This window comes from Halorhabdus sp. CBA1104 (genome assembly GCF_009690625.1).
Lineage (GTDB): Archaea > Halobacteriota > Halobacteria > Halobacteriales > Haloarculaceae > Halorhabdus.
Map to the genome: position 1 here is coordinate 2118991 of NZ_CP033878.1, position 21003 is coordinate 2139993.

22 protein-coding genes and 1 pseudogene are annotated in these 21003 nt (G+C 64.4%); 13 read left to right on the forward strand and 10 right to left on the reverse strand.

The features are described from left to right. Position 1: 1 nt before the first annotated feature. Entirely contained in the window at positions 2-241 is a 240-nt protein-coding gene (locus Hrd1104_RS10675) for a FeoA family protein (RefSeq protein ID WP_154552746.1), read from the reverse strand. Positions 242-365: 124 nt separating this feature from the next. Here Hrd1104_RS10675 and Hrd1104_RS10680 point away from each other — a divergent pair, with 124 nt between their 5' ends. From Hrd1104_RS10680 to Hrd1104_RS10695, 4 genes are all read left to right on the forward strand, one after another. Beyond that, positions 366-866, forward strand: a complete 501-nt coding sequence (locus Hrd1104_RS10680) for a DUF123 domain-containing protein (protein WP_154552747.1) — start codon at positions 366-368, stop codon at positions 864-866. 39 nt (positions 867-905) lie between these two features. After that, positions 906-1541 carry a thiamine phosphate synthase gene (gene thiE / locus Hrd1104_RS10685; protein ID WP_154552748.1) on the forward strand — a complete coding sequence of 212 codons (636 nt, stop codon included), beginning with the start codon at positions 906-908 and terminating at the stop codon, positions 1539-1541. A gap of 64 nt (positions 1542-1605) precedes the next feature. Next, positions 1606-3249, forward strand: a complete 1644-nt coding sequence (locus tag Hrd1104_RS10690; protein ID WP_154552749.1) for a PAS domain-containing sensor histidine kinase — start codon at positions 1606-1608, stop codon at positions 3247-3249. 102 nt (positions 3250-3351) lie between these two features. Then, complete coding sequence (locus Hrd1104_RS10695) at positions 3352-4986, forward strand: TrkA family potassium uptake protein (protein WP_154552750.1); 1635 nt, start codon at positions 3352-3354, stop codon at positions 4984-4986. Between the two features lie 3 nt (positions 4987-4989). Here Hrd1104_RS10695 and Hrd1104_RS10700 read toward each other — a convergent pair whose 3' ends face one another. Continuing rightward, positions 4990-7443, reverse strand: a complete 2454-nt coding sequence (locus Hrd1104_RS10700; protein ID WP_154552751.1) for a cation-translocating P-type ATPase — start codon at positions 7441-7443, stop codon at positions 4990-4992. 425 nt (positions 7444-7868) lie between these two features. Between Hrd1104_RS10700 and Hrd1104_RS10705 the strand changes: the two are divergent. The 7 genes and pseudogenes from Hrd1104_RS10705 to Hrd1104_RS10735 all read left to right on the forward strand — a co-directional run bounded on the left by Hrd1104_RS10705 (position 7869) and on the right by Hrd1104_RS10735 (position 12039). Beyond that, positions 7869-8278, forward strand: a pseudogene (locus Hrd1104_RS10705) (ArsR/SmtB family transcription factor). Further along, positions 8275-9462, forward strand: coding sequence for an ACR3 family arsenite efflux transporter (arsB, locus tag Hrd1104_RS10710; RefSeq protein ID WP_154552752.1), 1188 nt, complete (start codon positions 8275-8277; stop codon positions 9460-9462). Before Hrd1104_RS10705 ends, arsB begins: the two are co-directional and overlap by 4 nt. A 71-nt stretch (positions 9463-9533) precedes the next feature. After that, positions 9534-9716, forward strand: a complete 183-nt coding sequence (locus Hrd1104_RS10715) for a hypothetical protein (RefSeq protein ID WP_154552753.1) — start codon at positions 9534-9536, stop codon at positions 9714-9716. Positions 9717-9773: 57 nt separating this feature from the next. Continuing rightward, positions 9774-10934, forward strand: a complete 1161-nt coding sequence (locus Hrd1104_RS10720; protein WP_154552754.1) for a permease — start codon at positions 9774-9776, stop codon at positions 10932-10934. Between the two features lie 42 nt (positions 10935-10976). Continuing rightward, positions 10977-11219, forward strand: a complete 243-nt coding sequence (locus Hrd1104_RS10725) for a thioredoxin family protein (protein ID WP_154552755.1) — start codon at positions 10977-10979, stop codon at positions 11217-11219. 215 nt (positions 11220-11434) lie between these two features. Beyond that, a complete protein-coding gene (locus Hrd1104_RS10730) occupies positions 11435-11659 on the forward strand; it encodes a hypothetical protein (RefSeq protein ID WP_154552756.1) in 225 nt (74 codons plus the stop codon). A gap of 2 nt (positions 11660-11661) precedes the next feature. Then, entirely contained in the window at positions 11662-12039 is a 378-nt protein-coding gene (locus Hrd1104_RS10735; RefSeq protein ID WP_154552757.1) for a hypothetical protein, read from the forward strand. Positions 12040-12170: 131 nt separating this feature from the next. Here the strand turns inward: Hrd1104_RS10735 and Hrd1104_RS10740 are convergent, their stop codons facing one another. From Hrd1104_RS10740 to serB, 5 genes are all read right to left on the reverse strand, one after another. Continuing rightward, positions 12171-12923: a helix-turn-helix domain-containing protein gene (locus Hrd1104_RS10740; protein ID WP_154552758.1), complete on the reverse strand. Its 753-nt coding sequence runs from the start codon at positions 12921-12923 to the stop codon at positions 12171-12173. A gap of 79 nt (positions 12924-13002) precedes the next feature. Next, positions 13003-13752: a dolichyl-phosphate hexose transferase gene (locus Hrd1104_RS10745; RefSeq protein ID WP_154552759.1), complete on the reverse strand. Its 750-nt coding sequence runs from the start codon at positions 13750-13752 to the stop codon at positions 13003-13005. A 54-nt stretch (positions 13753-13806) separates the two neighbouring features. Beyond that, positions 13807-14583 (reverse strand): heliorhodopsin HeR, encoded by a 777-nt coding sequence (gene heR, locus Hrd1104_RS10750; RefSeq protein WP_158855420.1) that lies wholly within the window; start codon positions 14581-14583, stop codon positions 13807-13809. A 103-nt stretch (positions 14584-14686) separates the two neighbouring features. Next, positions 14687-15709, reverse strand: coding sequence for an alpha/beta hydrolase (locus Hrd1104_RS10755; RefSeq protein ID WP_154552760.1), 1023 nt, complete (start codon positions 15707-15709; stop codon positions 14687-14689). A 47-nt stretch (positions 15710-15756) separates the two neighbouring features. Then, a complete protein-coding gene (gene serB / locus Hrd1104_RS10760; RefSeq protein WP_154552761.1) occupies positions 15757-16389 on the reverse strand; it encodes a phosphoserine phosphatase SerB in 633 nt (210 codons plus the stop codon). Positions 16390-16698: 309 nt separating this feature from the next. Between serB and fabG the strand changes: the two genes are divergently transcribed. Next, positions 16699-17436 (forward strand): 3-oxoacyl-ACP reductase FabG, encoded by a 738-nt coding sequence (gene fabG, locus Hrd1104_RS10765; protein ID WP_154552762.1) that lies wholly within the window; start codon positions 16699-16701, stop codon positions 17434-17436. 56 nt (positions 17437-17492) lie between these two features. Further along, the gene (gene tsaA, locus Hrd1104_RS10770) at positions 17493-17981 is read left to right on the forward strand and encodes a tRNA (N6-threonylcarbamoyladenosine(37)-N6)-methyltransferase TrmO (RefSeq protein ID WP_154552763.1); all 489 of its coding nucleotides are present in this window, start codon (positions 17493-17495) and stop codon (positions 17979-17981) included. A 48-nt stretch (positions 17982-18029) separates the two neighbouring features. Here the strand turns inward: tsaA and Hrd1104_RS13150 are convergent, their stop codons facing one another. Genes Hrd1104_RS13150 through Hrd1104_RS10780 form a run of 3 tightly spaced genes read right to left on the reverse strand, consistent with a single transcriptional unit; the run spans position 18030 to position 20915 of the window. Beyond that, positions 18030-19067 (reverse strand): ABC transporter ATP-binding protein, encoded by a 1038-nt coding sequence (locus Hrd1104_RS13150; protein ID WP_195837579.1) that lies wholly within the window; start codon positions 19065-19067, stop codon positions 18030-18032. Further along, on the reverse strand, positions 19064-19897 hold the full coding sequence (locus tag Hrd1104_RS13155; RefSeq protein ID WP_195837580.1) for an ABC transporter permease: 834 nt from the start codon (positions 19895-19897) through the stop codon (positions 19064-19066). Before Hrd1104_RS13155 ends, Hrd1104_RS13150 begins: the two co-directional genes overlap by 4 nt. Then, positions 19890-20915, reverse strand: a complete 1026-nt coding sequence (locus Hrd1104_RS10780; RefSeq protein ID WP_154552765.1) for an extracellular solute-binding protein — start codon at positions 20913-20915, stop codon at positions 19890-19892. The genes Hrd1104_RS13155 and Hrd1104_RS10780 overlap by 8 nt, the downstream gene beginning before the upstream one ends. Positions 20916-21003: the final 88 nt, after the last annotated feature.

Here is a 21003-nt window from a genome sequence, read left to right on the forward strand (position 1 = left end):
ATCAATCACTGGCCTCCGGGCGTGGCCGCTCGATTTCGATCGAGTCGGCGAGATCCGCACCGAGCGCAAGTTCCGTCCCGTTTCGCCGGACGATAACCGGCCCCTTGCGGATGTGGTGGCGACACTCCACGGTCCCGTCTAAAAACCCCAACCGCAACAGCCGCGCCCGAGTGTCTCCATCCGGGACATCGGCCAGCCGGACGAACTCACCCGAGTCCACGTCGCCGAGTACCTCAGCCATTTAGTCTCACCTAAGTCGGCATAAGCTAGGCCAACCAAAAAGAAAAGGGGGGTGTTCCCGACTTCTGAAAACAGATGTGGACAAACGTGATGGTTTAGGTCGCCCTATCTTTTTCACTGTGCGGATGCCCGCCCCGCCAGCCGATCGGGGTGGAATCGGTGTACGTTTCGGGACTGACAGCGAAGGGTGGACCGTGACTGCCGATCAGGGAACGTATACGCTGGTCCTCGACCTTGCGACGGCGACGACGATCACGTTTGGCGCGGCGGGCGAGCGCGACCTCCCGGCGGGCGGGTATGCCTACACCGGGAGCGCGTTCGGTACGGGCGGATTCAGTCGGATCGACCGCCATCGCGAACTCGCCGCCGGCGAGCGCGAGACGCGCCACTGGCACGTCGATTACCTGCTTTGCCACCCAGAGAGTCACGTTGAAGCTGTCGTGACGACGGCCGGGCAAGACGTCGAATGTGCCGTCGCCAGCACGCTCACAGCCGAGGCGACGCCGGTCGACGGGATCGGGGCGTCGGACTGTGACTGTGGGACACATCTCGTGTACGCGCCCGACGTGGCGGCGTTGGTCGATGTGATCGAACGTGCCCACGGGCAGGCTCGGTCTGGGGAGTGAACCGCAATACACACCACCGAGCCGGTCACACCTTCGGCCATGACTGACTGGGACGTCTATCTCGTCACGCAGGAATCGCTCTCGGGCGAGCAGTCGACGCCCGCGGTCGTGGCGGCGGCGATCGAGGGCGGCGTCGACGTGGTGCAACTCCGGGAGAAAGACGTCAGTGCCCGCAAGCGATACGAAATCGGGCGTGAAGTGCGGGCACTGACACGCGAAGCCGGCGTGCCGTTGCTCGTCAACGATCGCGTCGACCTGGCGCTGGCTCTCGATGCCGACGGCGTCCACCTCGGCGACGCGGATCTGCCGGTCCCCGTGGCCCGTGAGTTACTCGGCGAGGAGGCGACCATTGGCCGCTCGGTCTCGTTCGTCGAAGACGCCAAAGACGCCCAAGCCGCCGGCGCTGACTACCTCGGCGTCGGGGCGATCTACGCCACTGGTTCGAAAGACGACATCGACGACGAGGAGTACGCCATCGGGACCGACCGACTGGCCGATATCGTCGCGGCCGTGGACATCCCAGTCGTCGGGATCGGCGGTGTCACCAGCGAAAACGCCGCCGAAGTGATCGAGGCAGGTGCCGAGGGCGTCGCTGTCATCACCGAGATCACGGACGGGGCCGAGCCGGCAGTCCCGACCCGCGAGTTGGGCGCGATCGTTGCTGAGGCACGGTAACCGAGCTGGCCGTCGATTGCCCGTGCCCGAGGAATTAATGACGGGCCGGGTGTCAATAGTGAACATGGGAACGCCACGGCGGATGCTGGCCCTGGCCGCCGGGCTCGGCATCGGCGTGTGGGTGCTCGATGCGGTGCTCGATGCACTCCTGTTCTACAGCGAGATGTCGTTTCTCGCAGTGCTCGTGACCGATGTTCCTGCCCACGAGTTGTACATTCGAGTGCTCATCCTGGCTGTCTTCGTGGCCTTCGGGCTCGTCACGGCAGTACAAGCCAGTCGGATGCAAGAACGTGAACGGGAGGCGACGCTGTTTCGACGCCTGGTCGATGAAGCAACCGATAGCGTCTACGTCATCGACCCGGAGACGGGACGGATTACAGACGTCAACGATCGAGCCTGTGAGACACTCGGGTACGATCGCTCGGCGCTACTGGGCCGCTCGGTCGCCGAGATCAACCCGGAATTCGAAGACCCGCAAGCGTTCGCGGCATTGATCGACTCGGCCGGAGGGGACTTAGAGTACTACGAGACCACACACGTGCGGGCCGACGGGACCACGTTCCCCGTCGAGATATCGGCCGCGACGGTCGATATCGACGGCCGCGCCTACCGAATCGCGATCGCCCGCGACGTCACCGAACGCAAAGCGATCGTCGCGGAACTCAAGCAAAGCGAGCAACGCTATGAGTCACTGTTCGACAGCATCCGAGACGCCATCCTGGTCGCCGATACCGACCGCCACATTGTCGACTGTAACCCGGCGTTTACCGAGCTGTTCGGGTACACACTCGAGGAGATCGAAGGGGAGTCGACCGCGTTGCTCTACGAGAGTGAGGCGGAATTCGAGGCGATCGGCGAGACGCTCGACAGGCAGGCTGCCGATCCCACGTTCGTCGAGACGGTCCGCTACGAGAAACAGTCTGGCCAGGTGTTTCCAGGCGAGACGAACATCTTCTATCGCCGGACTGTAGACGGAGAGATAACGGGCTACATCGGTCTCGTCAGGGACGTCTCCAATCGGCAGGCACGGATGACCCAGATCCGGACGATCGATCGCGTGCTCCGGCACAACCTCAACAATGCGCTGACGGTCATCCTGGGTAACGCGGAGTCGATCGCCGACAAAGAGGTCGAGGACCCGCGGTGGAGTGCCCAACGCATCATCCGGACGGGTGAGCGACTCCAGGCCACCACCAGAAAGGAGCGCGAGATTACCACGTTCTTGTCCGAATCACGACCGACAGTCGAGCACGATGGCGTCACGATCGTCGAGAGTGCCGTCACGGACGTTCGAGAAGAATATCCACACGCCGACCTGACGGTCGAGCGACCCGCCTCACAGCCGGTCGTTGCCGTCACGTACATCGATCGGGCGATCGAAGAACTGCTCGAAAACGCGGTCACCCACTCCGATCGGGCGACCCCATCGGTGCAGGTCTCCCTGGCGACGACCGACGGCGTCGTCGAGATCAGCGTCGAGGACGACGGGCCAGGGATGCCCGAGATGGAGCGAGACGTCCTGACCGGGGATCGGGACATCGAGCCGCTGTATCACGGCCGTGGCATCGGTCTGTGGTTGGTACACCTGATCGTCCAGTATTCGGACGGGACGGTGACCTTCGAGGAGAACGAGCCCCGCGGCAGCGTCGTCACCATCCGACTGCCGACGCCGAGTGCGTGGCACGCCGACGAGCAGATGACTGAGTGAAGCGGCGTCGTGAGGGGTGTCTCGACAAGCTCGGCGGCCATCCAGGTCACTGCCCAGATATCGCACGGTGGTTTCTTGGGCCTGCAATGGATTTCCCACAGCATGAAGACCTGGCAGCGCCGGACCGTCGGGTACGCAGCCATCCTGGCGGTGGTTATCCTCGTCTTTGCCGTGCTCTATCAGCAGGGGATGGCCGTGTACGACGGGCGACCCCGGACGTTTCTGGAGTCCGTACAGTTCGTCGTCGAGACGTTCACCACGACCGGGTACGGGGCCGACTCCCCGTGGAACAGCGCGGTGATGACCGTCTATGTCATTTTCATGGACCTTGCAGGCGTCGTTCTCATTGTCACGGCCCTGCCGGTGCTTGCGATCCCGCTGCTCGAAGAACTACTGGAGACGACCGTTCCCGAACGTGCCCCGGATGGGGTCACCGATCACGTCATCATTTGTACGTACACGTCCCGCGCTGAGGCGCTGATCGACGAACTGAGCTCGTGGGACGTCCCCTACCTCATTCTGGAACCGGACCGTCAGCAGGCTACCGCACTCTCGGATGCGGGGTATCGGGTCGTCAACGCGGACCCGGAGACGGCAGCCGGCCTCGAAGCAGCGAATCTGGCGGGGGCGCGAGCGCTCGTCGCGGACGTCTCCGATGCGGTAGATGCGAGCATCGTCCTCGCGGCAGGTGAAGTCGACGCCGACGTGCCGGTCATCAGCGTCCTCGAAGAGCCCGGGAGCCGACCGTATCACCGCCTTGCCGGGGCCGACGAGGTACTCTCGCCGCGGCCGTTGCTCGGACAGAGCCTGGCCGCGAAGGTGACGACCAGTCTCGACGCCGATCTGGGGGATGCCGTCGAGATCGGCGAGGATTTCGAGCTCGTCGAGTTGCCCCTCCAGCGTGGCAGCCCGCTGGTCGGCTCGACGCTTGCCGACAGCGGGATCCGTGAAGACGCCGGAGGCAACGTGATCGGCGCGTGGTTCGACGGGGAGTTCCAAGCTCCACCGGATCCCGGGGCGACACTGACCAACGGCACAGTACTGCTCGTTGCGGGCCACGAACGCGATATCGAGCGGCTACGGGAGCACACACTCGCAGACGTTCGCCGGTTCGGAGACGGGGAAACGATCGTGGTTGGGTACGGCGAAGTCGGCCAGACGATCGTCGGCGCACTCGATGCCGCGGGCTTGCCGTTCACGGTCGTCGACCAGGAAGCGATGGATGGCGTCGACGTGGTCGGTGACGCGGTCGATCCAGAGACCCTCCGGGCGGCAGGCATCGACGACGCCCGGTCGGTCATCCTCGCCCTGCCCGACGACACGACGACCCAGTTTGCCACACTCGTCGTTCGAGATCTGAGCCCGACGACGGAGGTTATCGCTCGCGTCGAAGAACCACGCAACGTCAAGCAGATGTACCGCGCCGGTGCCGACTACGTGTTGGCGCTTGCGACCGTCAGCGGCCGGATGATCGCTTCGGCGATCCTCGACGACGAGGCCGTCCTCTCGGTGGAAGCCCAGATCCAAGTCGTCCGGACGGCCGCCCCCGGACTCGTCGGGACTCGGCTGGGCGAGGCCCGCGTCCGCTCGAAGACGGGCTGTACCGTGGTCGGCGTCGGACGCGAGAATGAGATTCTGACGGACGTGGGGCCGGACGTACGGATCGAGGACGGCGACGAACTCGTCATCGCGGGCACCGACGAGGGGATTCGAGCGTTCAACGAACGATTCGGATAAGCGTCACTCGACGGTCGGATCCGGCGTCTCGTCGGTGCCGGGTGCCGCCGTCGCCTGGTTGCGTTCGACACCGGTACCGTGATCGGGAGAGAGTCGAGCCAGACGCATCGCGTTGCCGGTGACGCCCAGACTCATCCCCATGTCGCCGACGACGACCGCGATCGCGACGCTGACGTAGCCCAGCGGCACGCCGACCGCGAGCAGGGCCTTCACGCCGAGACTGGTCCAGATGTTCTGTCTGATTACGCCGTTTGCCGCGTGCGACAGCGAATAGAGGTAGGGTAACTTCCCGATATCGTCACCCAACAAGGCGATATCGGCCGTCTCTAAGGCAGTGTCCGTGCCGGCGGCCCCCATCGCCACGCTGACGTCCGCGGTCGCCAGCGCCGGCGCGTCGTTGATACCGTCCCCGACCATCGCTACGCCGCCGTACGTCTCCTGTAACTCCTCGACGGCAGCGACCTTCTGCTCGGGGAGCAGTTCCGCACGATACTCGTCGACGCCGACTGCCTCGGCGATCGCCCGGGCAGTGCCCTCGTTGTCCCCGGTCAACATGACGACCGTCTCGACACCGAGTTCGTGGAGGCGCTCGACCGCCCGACTGGCACCGGGTCGCACCTCGTCGGCGATCGCGAGGATCCCCCATACCTCGCGTTCGGTGCCGACGAGGACGATCGTCTTCCCCTCGGTTTCGAGCGTCTCGACGTGCTCTTTGATGGACGCTACCGCCGGTCGCGCGTGGAGGGTCCCGCCGTCGGGGTGTGGCGAGTCGTCACTGTCGCCACCGCCGACCGCCGCGAGGTCGTGGCCCAGTTGCGTGAACAGGGCCGGCGTCCCCGCGTAAGCGCTTTCGCCCTCGATCTCGGCACGGACGCCTTTCCCCGTCAAACTCTCGAAGGCGGCAGGGTCGGGCACATCGTCGAGTCCTGTACGGCCCGCACGGTCGCGGATCGCGGCGGCGATCGGGTGTTCACTCCGGCGTTCCAGGGCGGCCGCCCGCCGAAGGACATCGCGCTCGTCGCGTTCGCCCAACGGGATGACGTCGGTCACGGTGAGTTCACCGCGGGTGAGGGTCCCGGTCTTGTCCAGGGCGACGGCATCGACCGCACCCATCGCTTCGAGGTGGTTGCCGCCCTTGATGAGAACGCCGTTCTTGGCGGCGCTCGTGATCCCCGAGACGACCGAGACGGGCGTCGAGATGACAAAGGCACACGGGCACGCGATCACCAGCAGCGTCAACCCGCGGACGAACCAGGGTCGCCAACCCCCGGGCAAGACGAGTTCGTACCCCGCGACCGCAAACGTCGCGCTGTCGGCGATCAGCAGCGGGGAGATGGCCGCAGTCAGGATCGCCACCACGACGACGGCGGGCGTATAGTAGCCCGCAAAGCGGTCGACGAACTGCTCTTTGTCGGTGCGGTTTTCCTCGGCACTCTGGACCAGTTCGATGATCCGGGCGAGCGTCGAGTCTCCCGCCGTCGAGGTGACTTCGACTTCGAGATACCCCTCTGCGGTGATCGAACCTGCGAACACCGCATCGCCCTCGCTCTTTTCGACGGGCATGCTCTCGCCGGTGATCGGCGACTCGTCGACCGCGCTCTCGCCTTCGATGACTTCGCCGTCCAGCGGGATCTTCTCGCCGGGACGGACGAGGACGGTTTCACCGACCTCGACAGCCTCGGCCGGGACAGTCAGTTCTTCACCGTCCCTGCGAACCGTCGCCTCGTCGGGCGAAAGTTCCAGCAACTCACGCAGAGAGTCTCGTGCCCGGTCCATCGCATAGTCTTCGAGCAGTTCGGCGATGGAAAACAGGACCGCAAGCGTCGCCGCCTCGGCGACGTAGCCGATCCCCGTCGCCGCGATGATGGCCACACCCATCAGGAGGTCGATGTCAAGACTCCGGTTGCGCGCCGAATAGATCCCACTGCGGACGACGGGCACACCGCTGACGACTATGGCAACGAGAAAGAGGCCGTCAGCGACGGTAATCGGAGACGCCAGGACGGCAGCGATGTCGACGTTGGCGCCCGTGAAGACGAACTCGATGGCCAGTCCGAGCGTCAGGAAGACGGCCCCGACCCAGGTCTTGATCGCCCGCGGACTCGTCCAGACTGCCGTCGGTGGGGCAACGTCAGGGCCGCCGGTGGCGGCTCCGTCGGCCCCGCTATCGTCGTCGATGACCTCGTACCCTGCGCCCTCGATCGCCGCGATCACGTCGGCTTCGGTCGTCTGTGTGGGATCGAACGTCACTGCCGCGGTGCCCTTCGTAGGCGAGAGGGACACGTCGGTGACCCCCGCGACGCGTTCGAGGCTCCCGTCGACTTTGCTCGCACACGACGGACAGTCCATCTCCGGGACGGCAAGCCGGGCCGTGACCGTATCGGCTGGCTCGCGATCAGCCGCCGGCCCGGTGGCCTCGCGATCGATCGATCGCCCCGCAGTCTCGTCATCGCTCATTACCGCCTCGTAAGGGAGACAGCTCGATAAGCCTTCGTTGGAATATTCCAATGTGCCGCTGGCTCGTCGAAACGGGGAGGGATGGACGAGAATGAGACAAAGAAGACAGACAAGACACGCGAGACCACGAGTTGTGGCCGCTTGCCCGAGGATCGGTTGGGCAGTAGGTAGCCAAACAGCGCGTTGCTGAGGCCGAGGCGAGCAGCAGGTGACCGCGGTGGGAGCACTTTTTGTTGAATAGATTTTCAAGTAAATGGCTGTGGCCGCAAAACGGCATTTTGTCACGCTCGACGCAGAGAGGAGCCACACACGAGACTCCCATACTTGGGTACAGCGCCACGACGGGAAACTAAAGATCAGTAATCTAAGATGAAATTTATACCTACCCGACAACTTTAATTGGATTTTTATCCAACCATTTGGCGATGAGTTACGCGACAGATCGACTTCGGCGATATATGGAAGAGGAGCTGGGGAGTGCCGAGACGAAGACGTCCAGGCGCGCCTCGAAGAATTGGGAACCGTAGAGCGAGCGATCGGTGACTAGCTGGCAGCCGAACTCGACATACTGTCGGCGCTGGCGAGTGATACCCGATACACGCTCGTTCGGGTGCTGGTCGCTGCGGCGGATGAATTGTGCGTGTGTGAGCTCCAGCCGCTGGTCGACGTCAGCGAGAGCGGGCTGAGTCACGCTCTCACAGAGCTCGTCGAGGCCGGACTGGTCGAAGGCCGGAAAGACGGTCGCTGGAAGAAATACCGGGCCACCAACCGCGCGGTCGCGATCGTGACGGTCCTCGAAGGGAGCGTGGGAGCCAGCACGGAGCAAGATCAATGAGTGCCGTCGATCACGAGCACGGGCCGGAGTGTGACTGTCCGGACTGTGGGGATCCGCGGTCGATGGATTTCCTCGATAAGTACCTGACCGTCTGGATCTTCGGCGCGATGGCGATCGGCGTCGGCCTCGGATACATCGCACCGAGTGTCACCCAACCGATCGACGACTTCCATCTCGTCGAGATCGGCCTGATCCTGATGATGTACCCGCCACTGGCGAAGGTCAACTACGGCCAGTTGCCACGGGTGTTCGCCCAGTGGCGCGTATTGAGCCTGAGTCTGATCCAAAACTGGGTGATCGGTCCGACGTTGATGTTCGGACTGGCGCTCGTCTTCTTCGGTGGGGTCGTCCCGGGCCTGCCCGCGCGCCCCGAATTCTTCCTCGGGTTGGTGTTCATTGGAATGGCCCGCTGCATTGCGATGGTGCTGGTCTGGAACGACCTTGCCGACGGATCCAGTGAGTACGCCGCCGGGTTGGTCGCGTTCAACAGCGTCTTTCAGATCCTGACCTACGGGATCTACGTCACCGTCTTCGCGCTGTTCCTGCCCGAGGTACTCGGGTTGGAGACACTGACCGCCGGGATCGCCGCGTTCGAGGTCACTGCCGGCGAGGTGTTCAAAGCGATCGCGATCTTCCTCGGGGTCCCCTTCGCCGCTGGGATTGTCTCGCGGTACGTCGGCACTCGAAGCAAGGGCGTCGAGTGGTACGATCAGAAGTTCGTCCCGACGGTCGATCCACTGACGTTGATCGCACTGCTGTTTACTGTGATCGTGATGTTCGCGATGCAAGGCGAGCGGATCGTCGCTCAGCCGACCGACGTATTGTTGATCGCCGTTCCGTTGACGATCTACTTCGTCGTGATGTTCGTCGTCAGTTTCGCGATGGGCCACCGGATCGGCGCGGACTACTCGACGACCACGGCGATCGGATTTACAGCGGCCTCGAACAACTTCGAACTCGCGATCGCCGTCGCAGTCGCGGTCTTCGGTGTCGGCTCTGAGGTGGCTTTCACGACCGTTATCGGCCCGCTGATCGAGGTGCCCGTGTTGCTCTCGCTGGTGTCTGTCGCGCTGTGGCTCCAGCGCAATGTCGACTGGCGTGGCCACACCACCGGGCAACTCGACAGTACGAAACCACCGAGTGCCCCAGAGAGCGGCACGGACCCACTCACCGAAGACGAGTAGGCCCTGCCTGACCCATCGGCTCAAAGACTCGTTTCGTATGCAGGTGTGCTCAGGACGCCGGCCGCTCCCAGATGTCCACAGCCGTCGCCGAACGCGGACTCGACGGCCGACTGGCGGTTCTCACCGGCGACACCGATCCCGCGGAGGCGGTCCACGATACAGTGATCGAGACGATGGCCGACGTCGGCGTCGACCGCACCGAACAGAGCAGTCGCCGTCGGCTGGCTGACCGACCGCATTTCAATACTATTTGAAACCGGTGCGTATTTGTGCGACGCTGTTCAAATCTAATTTGAAATGGTGGTGAGCCAGTGACACCAGTCGAACTCCTCGTCCAGATACTCCGGGCAGGGATCGACGAGACGCTATCGTATTTGACGTTGCACGTCATCACCTGCCTGGTACCCGCCTTTTTCATCGCCGGCGGGATCTCGGCCGTATTGTCGGATCACTTCGTCAAAAAGTACCTGAGTGCCGAGGCCCCGAAACTCCAGGCCTACTCGATCGCCTCGGTGTCGGGCATCGCGCTGGCGGTGTGTAGCTGTACGATCTTGCCGATGTTCGCGGGCCTGTACAAGAAGGGCGCGGGGATCGGCCCCGCGACGGCCTTCCTGTTCTCCGGGCCGGCGATCAACGTCCTGGCCGTGGTGTTCACCGCGAGTGCGCTCAGCCTCCCGTTGGGGGGCGCACGAGCGTTTTTCGCGGTCACGATGGCTGGGGCGATCGGCCTGACGATGGCGTTCGTCTTCGGGAGTAGTGAGGCCGAGAGCACCGAGGCACAACCCGCCATGACTGACGGCGGAGAGGTCGTCACCGAACGCCAGCGCCCCCTGTGGGTGACGGGCGGCTTCTTCGGCACGCAGGTTGCAATCCTGCTGATCGCCGCCACTGGCCTGCTGACCTGGGCGGTCAAAGCGCCGCTACTCGCGCCGCTGTTCGCCCTGCTTGGCTACCTGCTGTGGGCCAAATTCGATCGCGGGACGATCGACGAGTGGCTCCAGGAGACGTGGTTCTTCACGCGGACGATCTTCCCGCTGTTGATCGCCGGGACGTTCGTCATTGGCCTCATCGGCGCGATCGCAGCCATCGCCCAGAATATGGGGCCTCTAGAGATGATCACGCGGGGCGGGGAGACGTTCGTCGCGCACAAAGTCGCACCTGGCCTGCTCACGCAGAACATCTTCGGCGAGACGACCGTGCTCTCGACCGGCCTCGGATCGGTTATCGGCGCGATCCTCTACATGCCGACGCTACTGGAAGTGCCGATCATCGGCTCGTTGTTCGGCTACACCAACGGCCTGATGGCTGAGGGGCCGGCGCTGGCGTTGTTACTTGCCGGGCCGTCGCTGTCGCTGCCGAACATGCTCGTCATCTGGAAGACCATGGGCGCAAAGCGAACCGCGCTGTACGTCAGCCTCGTCGCCGTCGCAGCCACCATCGCGGGCCTGCTCTGGGGCCTGGTGCTCGTCTGACGTATCGATCTCGAACGACCACGACAAAACACCACACAATCCATGAAAATCGAAGTCATCGGCCCTGGCTGTGCCAGGTGCCAAAAAACAGAACAGCACGTCAAGCAAGCACTCGAAGCACTCGACGACGAGTTCGATGCGACCGTCGAGAAAGTCCAAGCACAGATGGAGATCATCGACCGCGGCGTGATGCACACGCCCGCCGTCGCCGTCGACGGTGACGTCCAGACCGAGGGCGACATTCCAGACGTCGACCAGCTCGTCGAAATATTCGAATCCGCGTAATCCGCCCGGGCGAGTCGGGGCTACCCGGTCGCACAGAGCGACGGCGCGGGAAAACAACGCGAGTGAGCGGAGCAAGTAGCGACAGACCGACGCGAACGGGCAAGTGGTCGGTGGTCCTGTCTCGGTGTCTCCGTCGGGAGCGTCCCGGCGCGTGAGTCGTCGTTGCTGTTGAAATATGGCATAGGTATAAGTTGACAGGACCATAACGAAAAACCATGAGTGAATCTGGCGAAGAATCCGACGCCCACATCGGCGAGACAACCAATTGGCCGGAACTGGCAGTCGGGTTGTACGATAGGTTGACCGGCCGAGGGGCAGAGATCGTCTACGAGTTCGAGGACATGGACGTGGCCGTTCCGAGCAAGGTCGGGGAAGACGCCGATCACGCTCACTGGCACGTCGATGGAACAGTTCGGATCACGACCGACGAGAGGGACTGAACGTGGCAGCGAGCGACGACGTGGTCGGACCCATCGAGAGTCTCGCTCGCAGCAGGCCAGCCCTCAGCGTCACAGCTAATCTCTCAGTGTGCATCGACGATGTCGACCTCGCGATCAGCACGGTCGAAGATCGCATCCGCGTACAGGTGCCCTCAGTCGAGGCTGGCGTTCGTCTGCTGCGGGGCCAACGGGAGCGCCTTCCACGGCTCTCGCGAGTGCTTTCGGCGGCCGCTCTGACCGCCGAGATACGGGTCGGAAGTGCGGTGGTCGCCCTCGCCGGAGCGGAGGCAACGCCCGGTCGGCTAGGGCGAGCCCTGTCGCTGGGGCCACTCGAAGTACGCCCCCAGGCACTGGTTGGCGCAGTGCTGCGAGTTCGATGAGAGAGGCGCGTTCGGCCCGTCCTCGGCCGGGCAGTGACAGCTAAGAGCGGGTACTCGGGACACCGCCTTCGCCGTTCTTTCGGCGGCATAGTCAACCCGGCCGGTCAATGGGGACTGCGGACATCTGGGGCTCACGGTCGCCCGGTGTGTGAAGCATCGGGACGCGTCTCGTCGGCAACGTATGCCTTCGCCAGAGAGTCTTCGGCGCGTCGCAATCGATACGTCAGCGTCGACCGTGGGACGTCTAGGTGGTCGGCGAGTTCGCTGACGTCGAGTTCTCGCGGCGTCTCGTAGTAGCCGTGTTCGACAGCGGCCCGAAGCGCGGCCTCCTGTTCGCCCGAGAGGCCCGTTGATTCGTCGTCCACTCCCCTCCCGGGCTCGGCCGTCGCGCCCGTCCGGAGCATCTCCATCTCGGCACAGTCACCGACAGCGGCCTCCAATGCGTCGAAAAAAGCCGCCACGTCGCCGGTCCCCGAGTGGATGAGCCGCCAGGTGTAGTGGCGGCCCTCGTGGCGGGTGTCAAAGAGCAATCCGTCGCCGAGGTGATCCAATGCTAGATGCGGGACGGACACGCAGACGGGCGTCCGCTCCCAATACGAATAGAGCACGAGCGTCTCGGCCGACCGGTCGAGGACGTCCATCGTCTGGCTCGCCCCGCAGTCGTCAGTCGCCAAGCAGTCGGCGTAGTAGTCCGTCGATTTGAAGGTATCTTCGATGGCATCGAGGGCGTCGGGCGAGCCGCTTGCGTGGTCGACCCGCCAGAGACGCTCGTCGGTGGCGTGTAGCGACAGCGAGCGGATGTGTGCGTCGGGGAACTCCGCAAGCGTATCCGCGACGGCGTTGCACCCTGGATCGTATTCCAGGGCGAAGACGAGTTCGCGCATTGGCGATCGTTACCGCTCGCTGAATATACGCTCTCGGGCGGAGGTCGGGGCTAGTTCCGGTCTGACTCCACGAGTGTCGTCACTCCGTTGCCCGATCGATCCCTGGGCGATCGCTCGCCGACTGGCGGCCAAATCGCTCGAGAAGCGATACTTTGCAGATCGACTTCGCGATGGCCGCCCCACCGGTAAATGGGTTCAGCGTCGTCTCTCCTAGCCGCTCGCGATACGCGATCGGGATTTCCGTCACGCGGTAGCCCCGACACAGCGGCCGGACTATCAGTTCCGCCGACAGTCCGGTGTTCTCGGTCCACTCGATGGCTTCGATCACCTCACGGCGATAGGCTCGCATCCCCGTGGTCGTGTCGTGGACGCGCTGACCGATCAATGCGCTGGCCAACCACGCGAAGGCGTGGTTTCCGAGGCGATTGAATCGCGGCATCGTCTGTACACCCTTCGAGAGCCGATCACCGCTGACGACATCGTAGCCATCGTTGATGGCGTCCAGAAAGTCCGGCAATCGCTCCATCGGGTAGGTGTCGTCACAGTCAGTCGTGACGATCACCGGTCTGTCGGGCGTCGTGATCGCCTCGTGGACGGCCACACCGTAGCCCTGTGGCTCTTGCTCGATCACTGTCGCCCCATGTTCGCGGGCGACCTCGGCGGTCCCATCGCTCGAACTGTCGACACAAACGACTTCGGCCTGCCCGTCGGTCACTCGATCGATGTCTGTGAGAACAGTGGTGATCGCCTCACGCTCGTTGTACGTCCCCATCACGACACTGACGTCTGCGAACGTGTAGACGTCCTCGCCGGTCCCGTCGTCACTCATTACTCGCCCGTTCGTCCACGCACACTTGAGGCTTTAGGTTGACCTAAAGGAGAGCTACACCGGGGAGTTCAGCGCCCCGAAGTAGACCTGCCAGGCCAGCAGCGACTTCGCGACCAGACTCAAGACGATGTACGCGACTTCGCCATAGAGGTAGTCTTTCCACTTCCAGACGCCCTTGTACTGGAGGAGCATGTTGATCGCAAAGAGGTTGAACAGGACGAAAAGTGAGACGTAGATCGCGATCACGAAGTCCGGGGGGCTCCCCTCGCCGAAGGTGTAGGTGCCCGCGATCGTGACAGCGATCGCGATCCAGGGGACGAGGCCGGCAAGCGAGCCGACGAGGAAGGCACTCCAGTCGGTCTCCTCGGTCAAGCGATTGTGCCGTTCCATCACGAGTCCACAGAGGTTCATCACGGCGACGAGACCGAACAGCGCGATCAGGGTACCCAGATCCCAGACGCCGGCGAGCATCGCGATCAGGACGATCATCAGCGAGGCGCTGACAGCGTACTCGTACCAGCGATACGGGTTCATGCCCTGATCGAGATACGTGACGTACCGGTCGTACAGCACCGTCGCAATCAGTGCGTGAGCGATCGCGGAGACGAACAAGAAGCCAGCAGCCAGGGAGGCGAGTTCGATCGCCCCGATCGCGGTCAAAACGGGTGTCAGTACTTCAGCCTCGGTATCGAATGCGAGGTATGTCGCATTGATCGTCCACTCCCGGGAGGAGCTCAGGTAAACCATCAACGCACCCTGGAGGAAGTGAACGACAGCCATCACCGCGTTGAACCGGCGGAGATGCCAGTCACTGGGAGTTGCACTCGACATACTCGCTGTTCACAGGGACCCATGAAGATTCTTTGCCCGAGCTGGGACGCTGACGGACCGACTGGACTCGGACGGTCGCGAGCCGCCAGAGGTCCCAGGCCGTCTAAAGCGTCCGATCGAGGAACGTCTCGATCGCGTCCGGACCGGCAAACGGATGGGCCGGGAGGAGTCGGTCGTCGCTGGCCCCCGGATCGCTGCTGGCGCTGGCCGTCACGGTCTGGGTTGGCCGCTCCTCGCCCGTGAGTTGTGCCATCGCCGTTCGTTCGGAGTCCGCCCCGAAGACGTGGCCCATCCCGTGGAGTTCGTAGCTCGTGACCGAGAGGTCGACGCCTCGGAGGGCCGAAACCAGCGAGCGAGTCTGCTCGATCGACACGACATCGTCGGCCCGTCCGTGCATGACGAGGACAGGCGGGCTATCCGCATCCACGTAGGTGAGCGGGCTGGCTCGGCGCGCACGATCACGGTGCTGTGAAATCGAGCCACCGACCAGCAACGACGCGACGCCAGCAGGCGCGACGGGCACGGCAGTCAGATCGGTGACACCGTACCAGTCGACGACAGCCTGGACGGCCCCGGATTGCTCGGGCGCAACTGTCTTTTCGACGCGCTCGGGCGCATACACGTTGCCAGCGACGTCCGAGACATCGTCGACGAAGCCCGCAAGCAACGCGAGGTGCCCGCCAGCCGAGGCCCCCCACGTCGCGATACGGTCGGGATCGAAGCCGTACGCCTCAGCCCGGGCCTGGAGCCACCTGATCGCGGCTTTGACGTCGAGGATCTGGTCGGGGAAGACGCCCCGCGGCGTCGGGTTCTCGGGATCGATATCGAACGGAATCGCCACGCCATCCGGGATTTCGGCCAGTCGGTAACTGACGCTGGCGATCGCGACCCCCCACTCGGCCGCATACCGCTGTAGAGCCGGTGCGTTCTTTCGGGTCTCGAACACCCAGCCGCCGCCGTGGACGTAGACGACCAACGGCGGCCGTCCCGCAGTCTCGGGCACGAACAGGTCCAGCCGAAGATCGCCGCTGTCCCGGCTGGCGTAAGTCACGTCCTCGTGGACGGCGACGGCCGGCCCGTCGGCACCCGATGGGTCGTCTTCGGTTCCCGCCGGGGACTCGCTCATCTATCGAGTCGTTTGCGTCCCATCCCCTTAGGCGCTGTCGACCGCTATCAGAGTACGCCGTCGTCTTCGAGAAGCGCCTGCAGTTCGGGCATCGACTCGACGACCACATCACAGGCCGGCTCGACGGCCGATTTCGGCTCGAAACCGACGGCAAGCCCCGCGACTTCCAGCATCGGCAGGTCGTTGGCGCCGTCACCGACGGCGACTGTCTCGTCCATATCGACACCGCACTCGCTGGCCAGTGCTGCCAAGGCGTCGTCCTTGGTACCTTCGATCAGGGGTCCCTCGACCTCCCCCGTGAGCTGGTCGTCTTCGACGGGCAATCGGTTGGCGACGATCCGGTCGACGGAAACGGCGGCCGTTTCGAGTGCCGCCGCGACCCCGCGCTCGAAGCCGCCAGTCAGGATCGCGGTGGTGACGCCGGCGTCGTTCAGCGCCTCGATCACGTCGGCTGCGCCGGGTCGCAAGTGGACCTCTTGGAAGGCCTCGACGGCCTCGCTGTCGTCCAAGCCCTCCAAGAGCCCACACCGTTCGCGAAGGCTCTGGGCGTACTCGATCTCGCCGGCCATTGCGCGCTCGGTAATCGAATCCATCTGCTCGACGACGCCACAGCGCTCGGCCAGGAACGTCGTCATCTCGTCCCCGGAGAGGGTGCCATCGAAGTCGAAGGCGACTATCATGGCTTCGGGTTTGCGACGCTCCTTTTCAAAGGGTGCGATTCGCGTCCGGACGGCACAGTCCGCAACACCAGGCTATCCGGGCTGTCAGCACGGGACGATTCCATTCACCAGGGGGCAAACGCACCGCGGCCATATTGATAGGTCAACGCCGCGAGGAACGAGCCGACTCCGGTCAACGCGGCGACACCACCGAGGAAGAACACCCACTCGATCCGAGGCCGTCTCGTTCCCGACAGTCACTCGTCGGCCTCGCGTGGCCAATATTGCGCCACAACCAACCCCTATCACTCCGACGGACGACCGCCGCGTATGGACGCGAAAACGTGTGTCGTGACGGGTGGGTCTCGTGGGATCGGACGCGGAATCGCCGAACGCTTCGGCGAAGACGGCTGTTCGGTCGCCGTCAACTACCACAGTTCGGAGGCGGCCGCCGCCGAGGTCGTCGAAGCCATCGAGGCGGCCGGTGGCGAGGCGGTCGCCGTCCAGGCCGACGTCACCGACCCCGAAGCAGTCGGACGCATGGCCGCGGACGTCCGGGAGGCGTTCGGATCGATCGACGTGCTCGTCAACAACGCCGGGATCAACCAGGACGTCTTCTTCGAGGAGATGACCCACGAGCAGTGGGAGGCCGTCCTGGACGTCCACCTCGACGGAGCCTTCCACTGCACCCAGACGTTCTACGACGATATCGTCGAGGCCCCGGACGGCCGCCTCATCAACATCTCCAGTATCGTCGCCAAGGGCGGCAACCTCGGGCAGGCCAACTACGCGACGGCGAAAGCCGGGATATTCGGGTTCACGCGGACGCTCGCTCTCGAACTCGCCAGGGAGGGCTCGACGGCCAACTGTGTCGCGCCGGGCTTTATCGACACCAGCATGGTGTCTGACCTCCCCGAGGCGATCGTCGAACAAGTGGAGGAAGACACGCCGCTTGGCCGCATCGGCGACGTCGCGGAAATCGCCGACGTGGTCGCCTTCCTCGCCAGTGCGCGCTCGTCGTTCATCACCGGCGAGGTGATCGACGTCAACGGCGGGATGGACCTGTAGCTCGACTCGAAACGGAGACCGACCCATTGATCGGCCAGGGTAGTGATCTCTCGCCCATGACGGACAGTCCCATCACCATCGAACCGATTGGAACGATCCACACCCCCTTTGATAGTCCCGAAGGGATGCCGATTCAACCCGCCGGGGCCGACACGGAGGGGGCAGTCGAACTGCAGCCGGCGTACGCTCCGGGTCTGGCTGATCTGGCTGGGTTCTCTCACTGCATCCTCGTCTATCACTTCCACGAATCGCACGGGGACGCATCACTCCGGGTCGAACCGTTCCTCGATGACGTCGAACGCGGGCTCTTTGCGACGCGAGCCCCGCAGCGACCGAACGGGATCGGCCTCTCTGTCGTCACGATCGAGTCGGTCGACGAGGAAACGATACACGTCCAGGGAATCGACGTCGTGGACGGCACGCCGCTACTCGACGTCAAACCGTTCGTGCCGGCGTTTGACGTGCCCGACGACACCGAGACAGGGTGGATGGACGCCTCGCAGGCAGACGTACACACAGCGCGTGCCGACGATCGATTCCAGTAACTATCGTCTCCGTTGGAGTTCGGTCGGTCGACTCCGACGGCCACGCAATCAGGCGTGCTCGGCGGGAAACAGGTGGATCTGCTCGGGGGCGAGTACGAACGAACAGCGCTGTCCGGGAGTGAGAGCTGCTGCCGTGGATTCGTCGACCGTCGCTCGGAGCGGGCCAACGTCGTCGCTCGTGGCGACCACGATGGCAGCCGCGTGCTGAGAGAAAACGCGCTCGACACGAACGGAGAGGGCATTCGGCTGGGCCGTCTGCTGCTGGACGGTGATCGCATCTGGACGAACCCCAACAGTCACGTGAAGTGGCTCGCCATCGTCTGCGATCGGGACGGAGAGTGTCGTGGGGCCGATATCGACCGTCGTCCGCCCGTCCGTCCGCTCGATGACCGTCCCTTCGATGAGGTTCGCCACACCGAGAAAGCGAGCCACCGCAGGCGTCGCCGGGGCGTCGAAGACAGCCTCGATGGCCCCCTCCTGGCGAATCTCGCCGTCGATGATGACAGCCAGCCGATCGCCGACGATAGCGGCTTCGTCTTGATCGTGAGTCACGTAGACGACCGGGATATCCAGGCCAGCCAGTACGTCACGCAAGTCGAGTCGAAGGCGGCGTCGAATCGGTGCATCGAGACTGGAGAGGGGCTCATCGAGCAACAGGGCGTCGGGATCGGTCACCAGCGTCCGGGCCAGGGCGACGCGCTGGCGCTCCCCGCCCGAGAGCGTCGTCGGATCGCGGGACAGCAAGTCACCGACGGCGAGTGTGCTGACTGTCTCGTCGATATCGGCTCCGGCTGGCGCGCCGAATCGAAGGTTTGCTTCGACGGAGAGGTGTGGGAACAACGCTGCATCCTGAAACACCATGCCCACGTCCCGATTCTCGGGCGGAACCTGGTCGATCCGCGCTCCGTTCAGGGTGATCGTCCCCATAGCGGGGCTCTCGAAGCCGGCGATCAGTTCGAGCACGGTCGACTTGCCCGCCCCAGAGGGGCCAAGGACGGCCGTGACGCCGTCGGGGACAGTGAGCGAGAGGGGGCCGAGCGCGAACCCCTCGTAAGCGGTTTCGAGGCCGGCCAGTTCGAGCGTCACGGCGAAACCTCCAGGGATTCCCCAAGCAGTTGCAAGACGAACACGACCGTCAAGCCGGCAGCAAGCAGTGCCACGACCAGTGGCACCGTCGCCTCGGTCCCGCCACTGACGAACTCGACCCAGATGCGCGTCGGCATTGTCTCGGGCGGATGGCCAAGCAACATCGTCGCACCGAACTCCCCCAGTGCGCGGGCAAACGTCAAGACGATCCCGGCGACGATGCTGCCCCTGGCCAGCGGAAGCGAGACTCGAAAGAACGTCGCCAGTGGCCCGTTCCCGAGGTTCCGGGCAGCCCGTTCGAGATCGCGATCGACCGCGGCAAAGCCCGAGCGAGCAGTCACGACGAGAAACGGGGCGGCGACGAACGTCTGTGCGAGGATCACACCGAGATACCCCTCGGTCAGGGGCACCCCGATCGCGGCTGCCAGACCGCCGACCGCAGAGAGGCGTCCGAACGCACTCAACAGGACGACGCCACCGACGACCGGCGGCATCGCGAGGGGCAACACGACCAGCGCATCGAGCAGTCGCTTCCCCCGGAAGCTGTACCGCGCGAGGACGTACGCCAGTGGGACGCCAAAGACCGTCGCCAGCAGCGTCGCTACCGGTGCCGTCACCACCGAGGCCGTGATCGCCGCCCCCACTGCCGGCTCGGCGAACGCCGACGGGGCCGGGAGTCCGTTCTCGAGTAAGAACGCGAGGAACGGACCGACCAGGTATAGCGCCAGCACGGCACCCAACAGCGCGAGGACCGTCCACTGGCTGGTCGCTCCGAGTGTCGGCACTGGTCGATCGGTGAGCGTCTCCTCGGCACGGGTGTCCTCACTCATCGTGGTCCCCCTCGTGGTCGCTCGCTCCGGGCTCGCCAGACCGTGGGGTCGACGGGCGGACCGCCTCCGGAACGGCACCGTGGGCACTCGGAACGCTGTCGGGGACGACCAGTCCCGTCTGTTCGAGCAGGTCCGGGTGCTCGGTGAGATAGCGGACGAACCGTCGGCCTGCGTCTGGGTTCGTCGCACTGTCCGGGACACTCGCGTTGTACCTGATCGGCCGTCCAGGGAGTGACGTGCCGTCCGCACCCGTGTAGGTCGCCGTCGCGTAGTGATCGGCCAGTCGAGGGGCCGAAAAATCGAGTTTCGGCGGCAGATCGACGGCTGGCAGCCCCCAGTCGTGAGCCATGTTCCGGTAGGCGATGGCCGCCGCACGTTGGCCACTCTCGACGGCCGCCAGCAGTTGCGGTTCTTCGGGCTCGATGGTCGTGTTGTCTCGGAGCGTCGCGGCCAGCCCCGGGTGGTCGTAGTACGATTCGGCGAGCTCGAACAGCTGGATTGCCCGGTAGCCAAGCGGGTCCAGGGCCGGATCAGTCCTGGCGATGTCGGCCCCAGGGGAGGCCAGCACTTCGTGCCAGGGGTCGCCAGCCCCGAGCCGACGCCCCACGTCAGTCGCCGGGTTGTACACGATGGCCAGGGCGTTCGTCGCGAAGACGACATCCCACTCAGTGATGGCGGGCTGGAGGCGATCACGGAGGAGGGTGGCATCGGCGCTGACCACCACGTCCGGCTGTCGCTGTTCGTCCACGAGCAGTCGCATGACTGCCCGCGAGCCGTAGTAGGTCCCCTGGAACGCGAAACTGGTCGCGTCGGCAAAAGCCGGGCCGACCTGCTCCTCGAATGCCGCTGCGAGGCTGCCGGCCGAGAGGACCGACACCGTTGTCTCAACACCGCCCAGGCACCCACCCAGAGCACCCACACCGAGACTCGCAGCTCCGGCGAGGAATCGTCGACGGGTACGGTGGCCCGGCACCCGCTGTCGGACGGTGCTGTCGGGAGCCGTCGGTCGATGGACCATCGAAGACGTGCGTTCGATATGTCCCAGCAGACATAACGGTTGTGTCGAACACGGTCGTGGTGGTAACGTCTATGAACGGGCCGGTCGA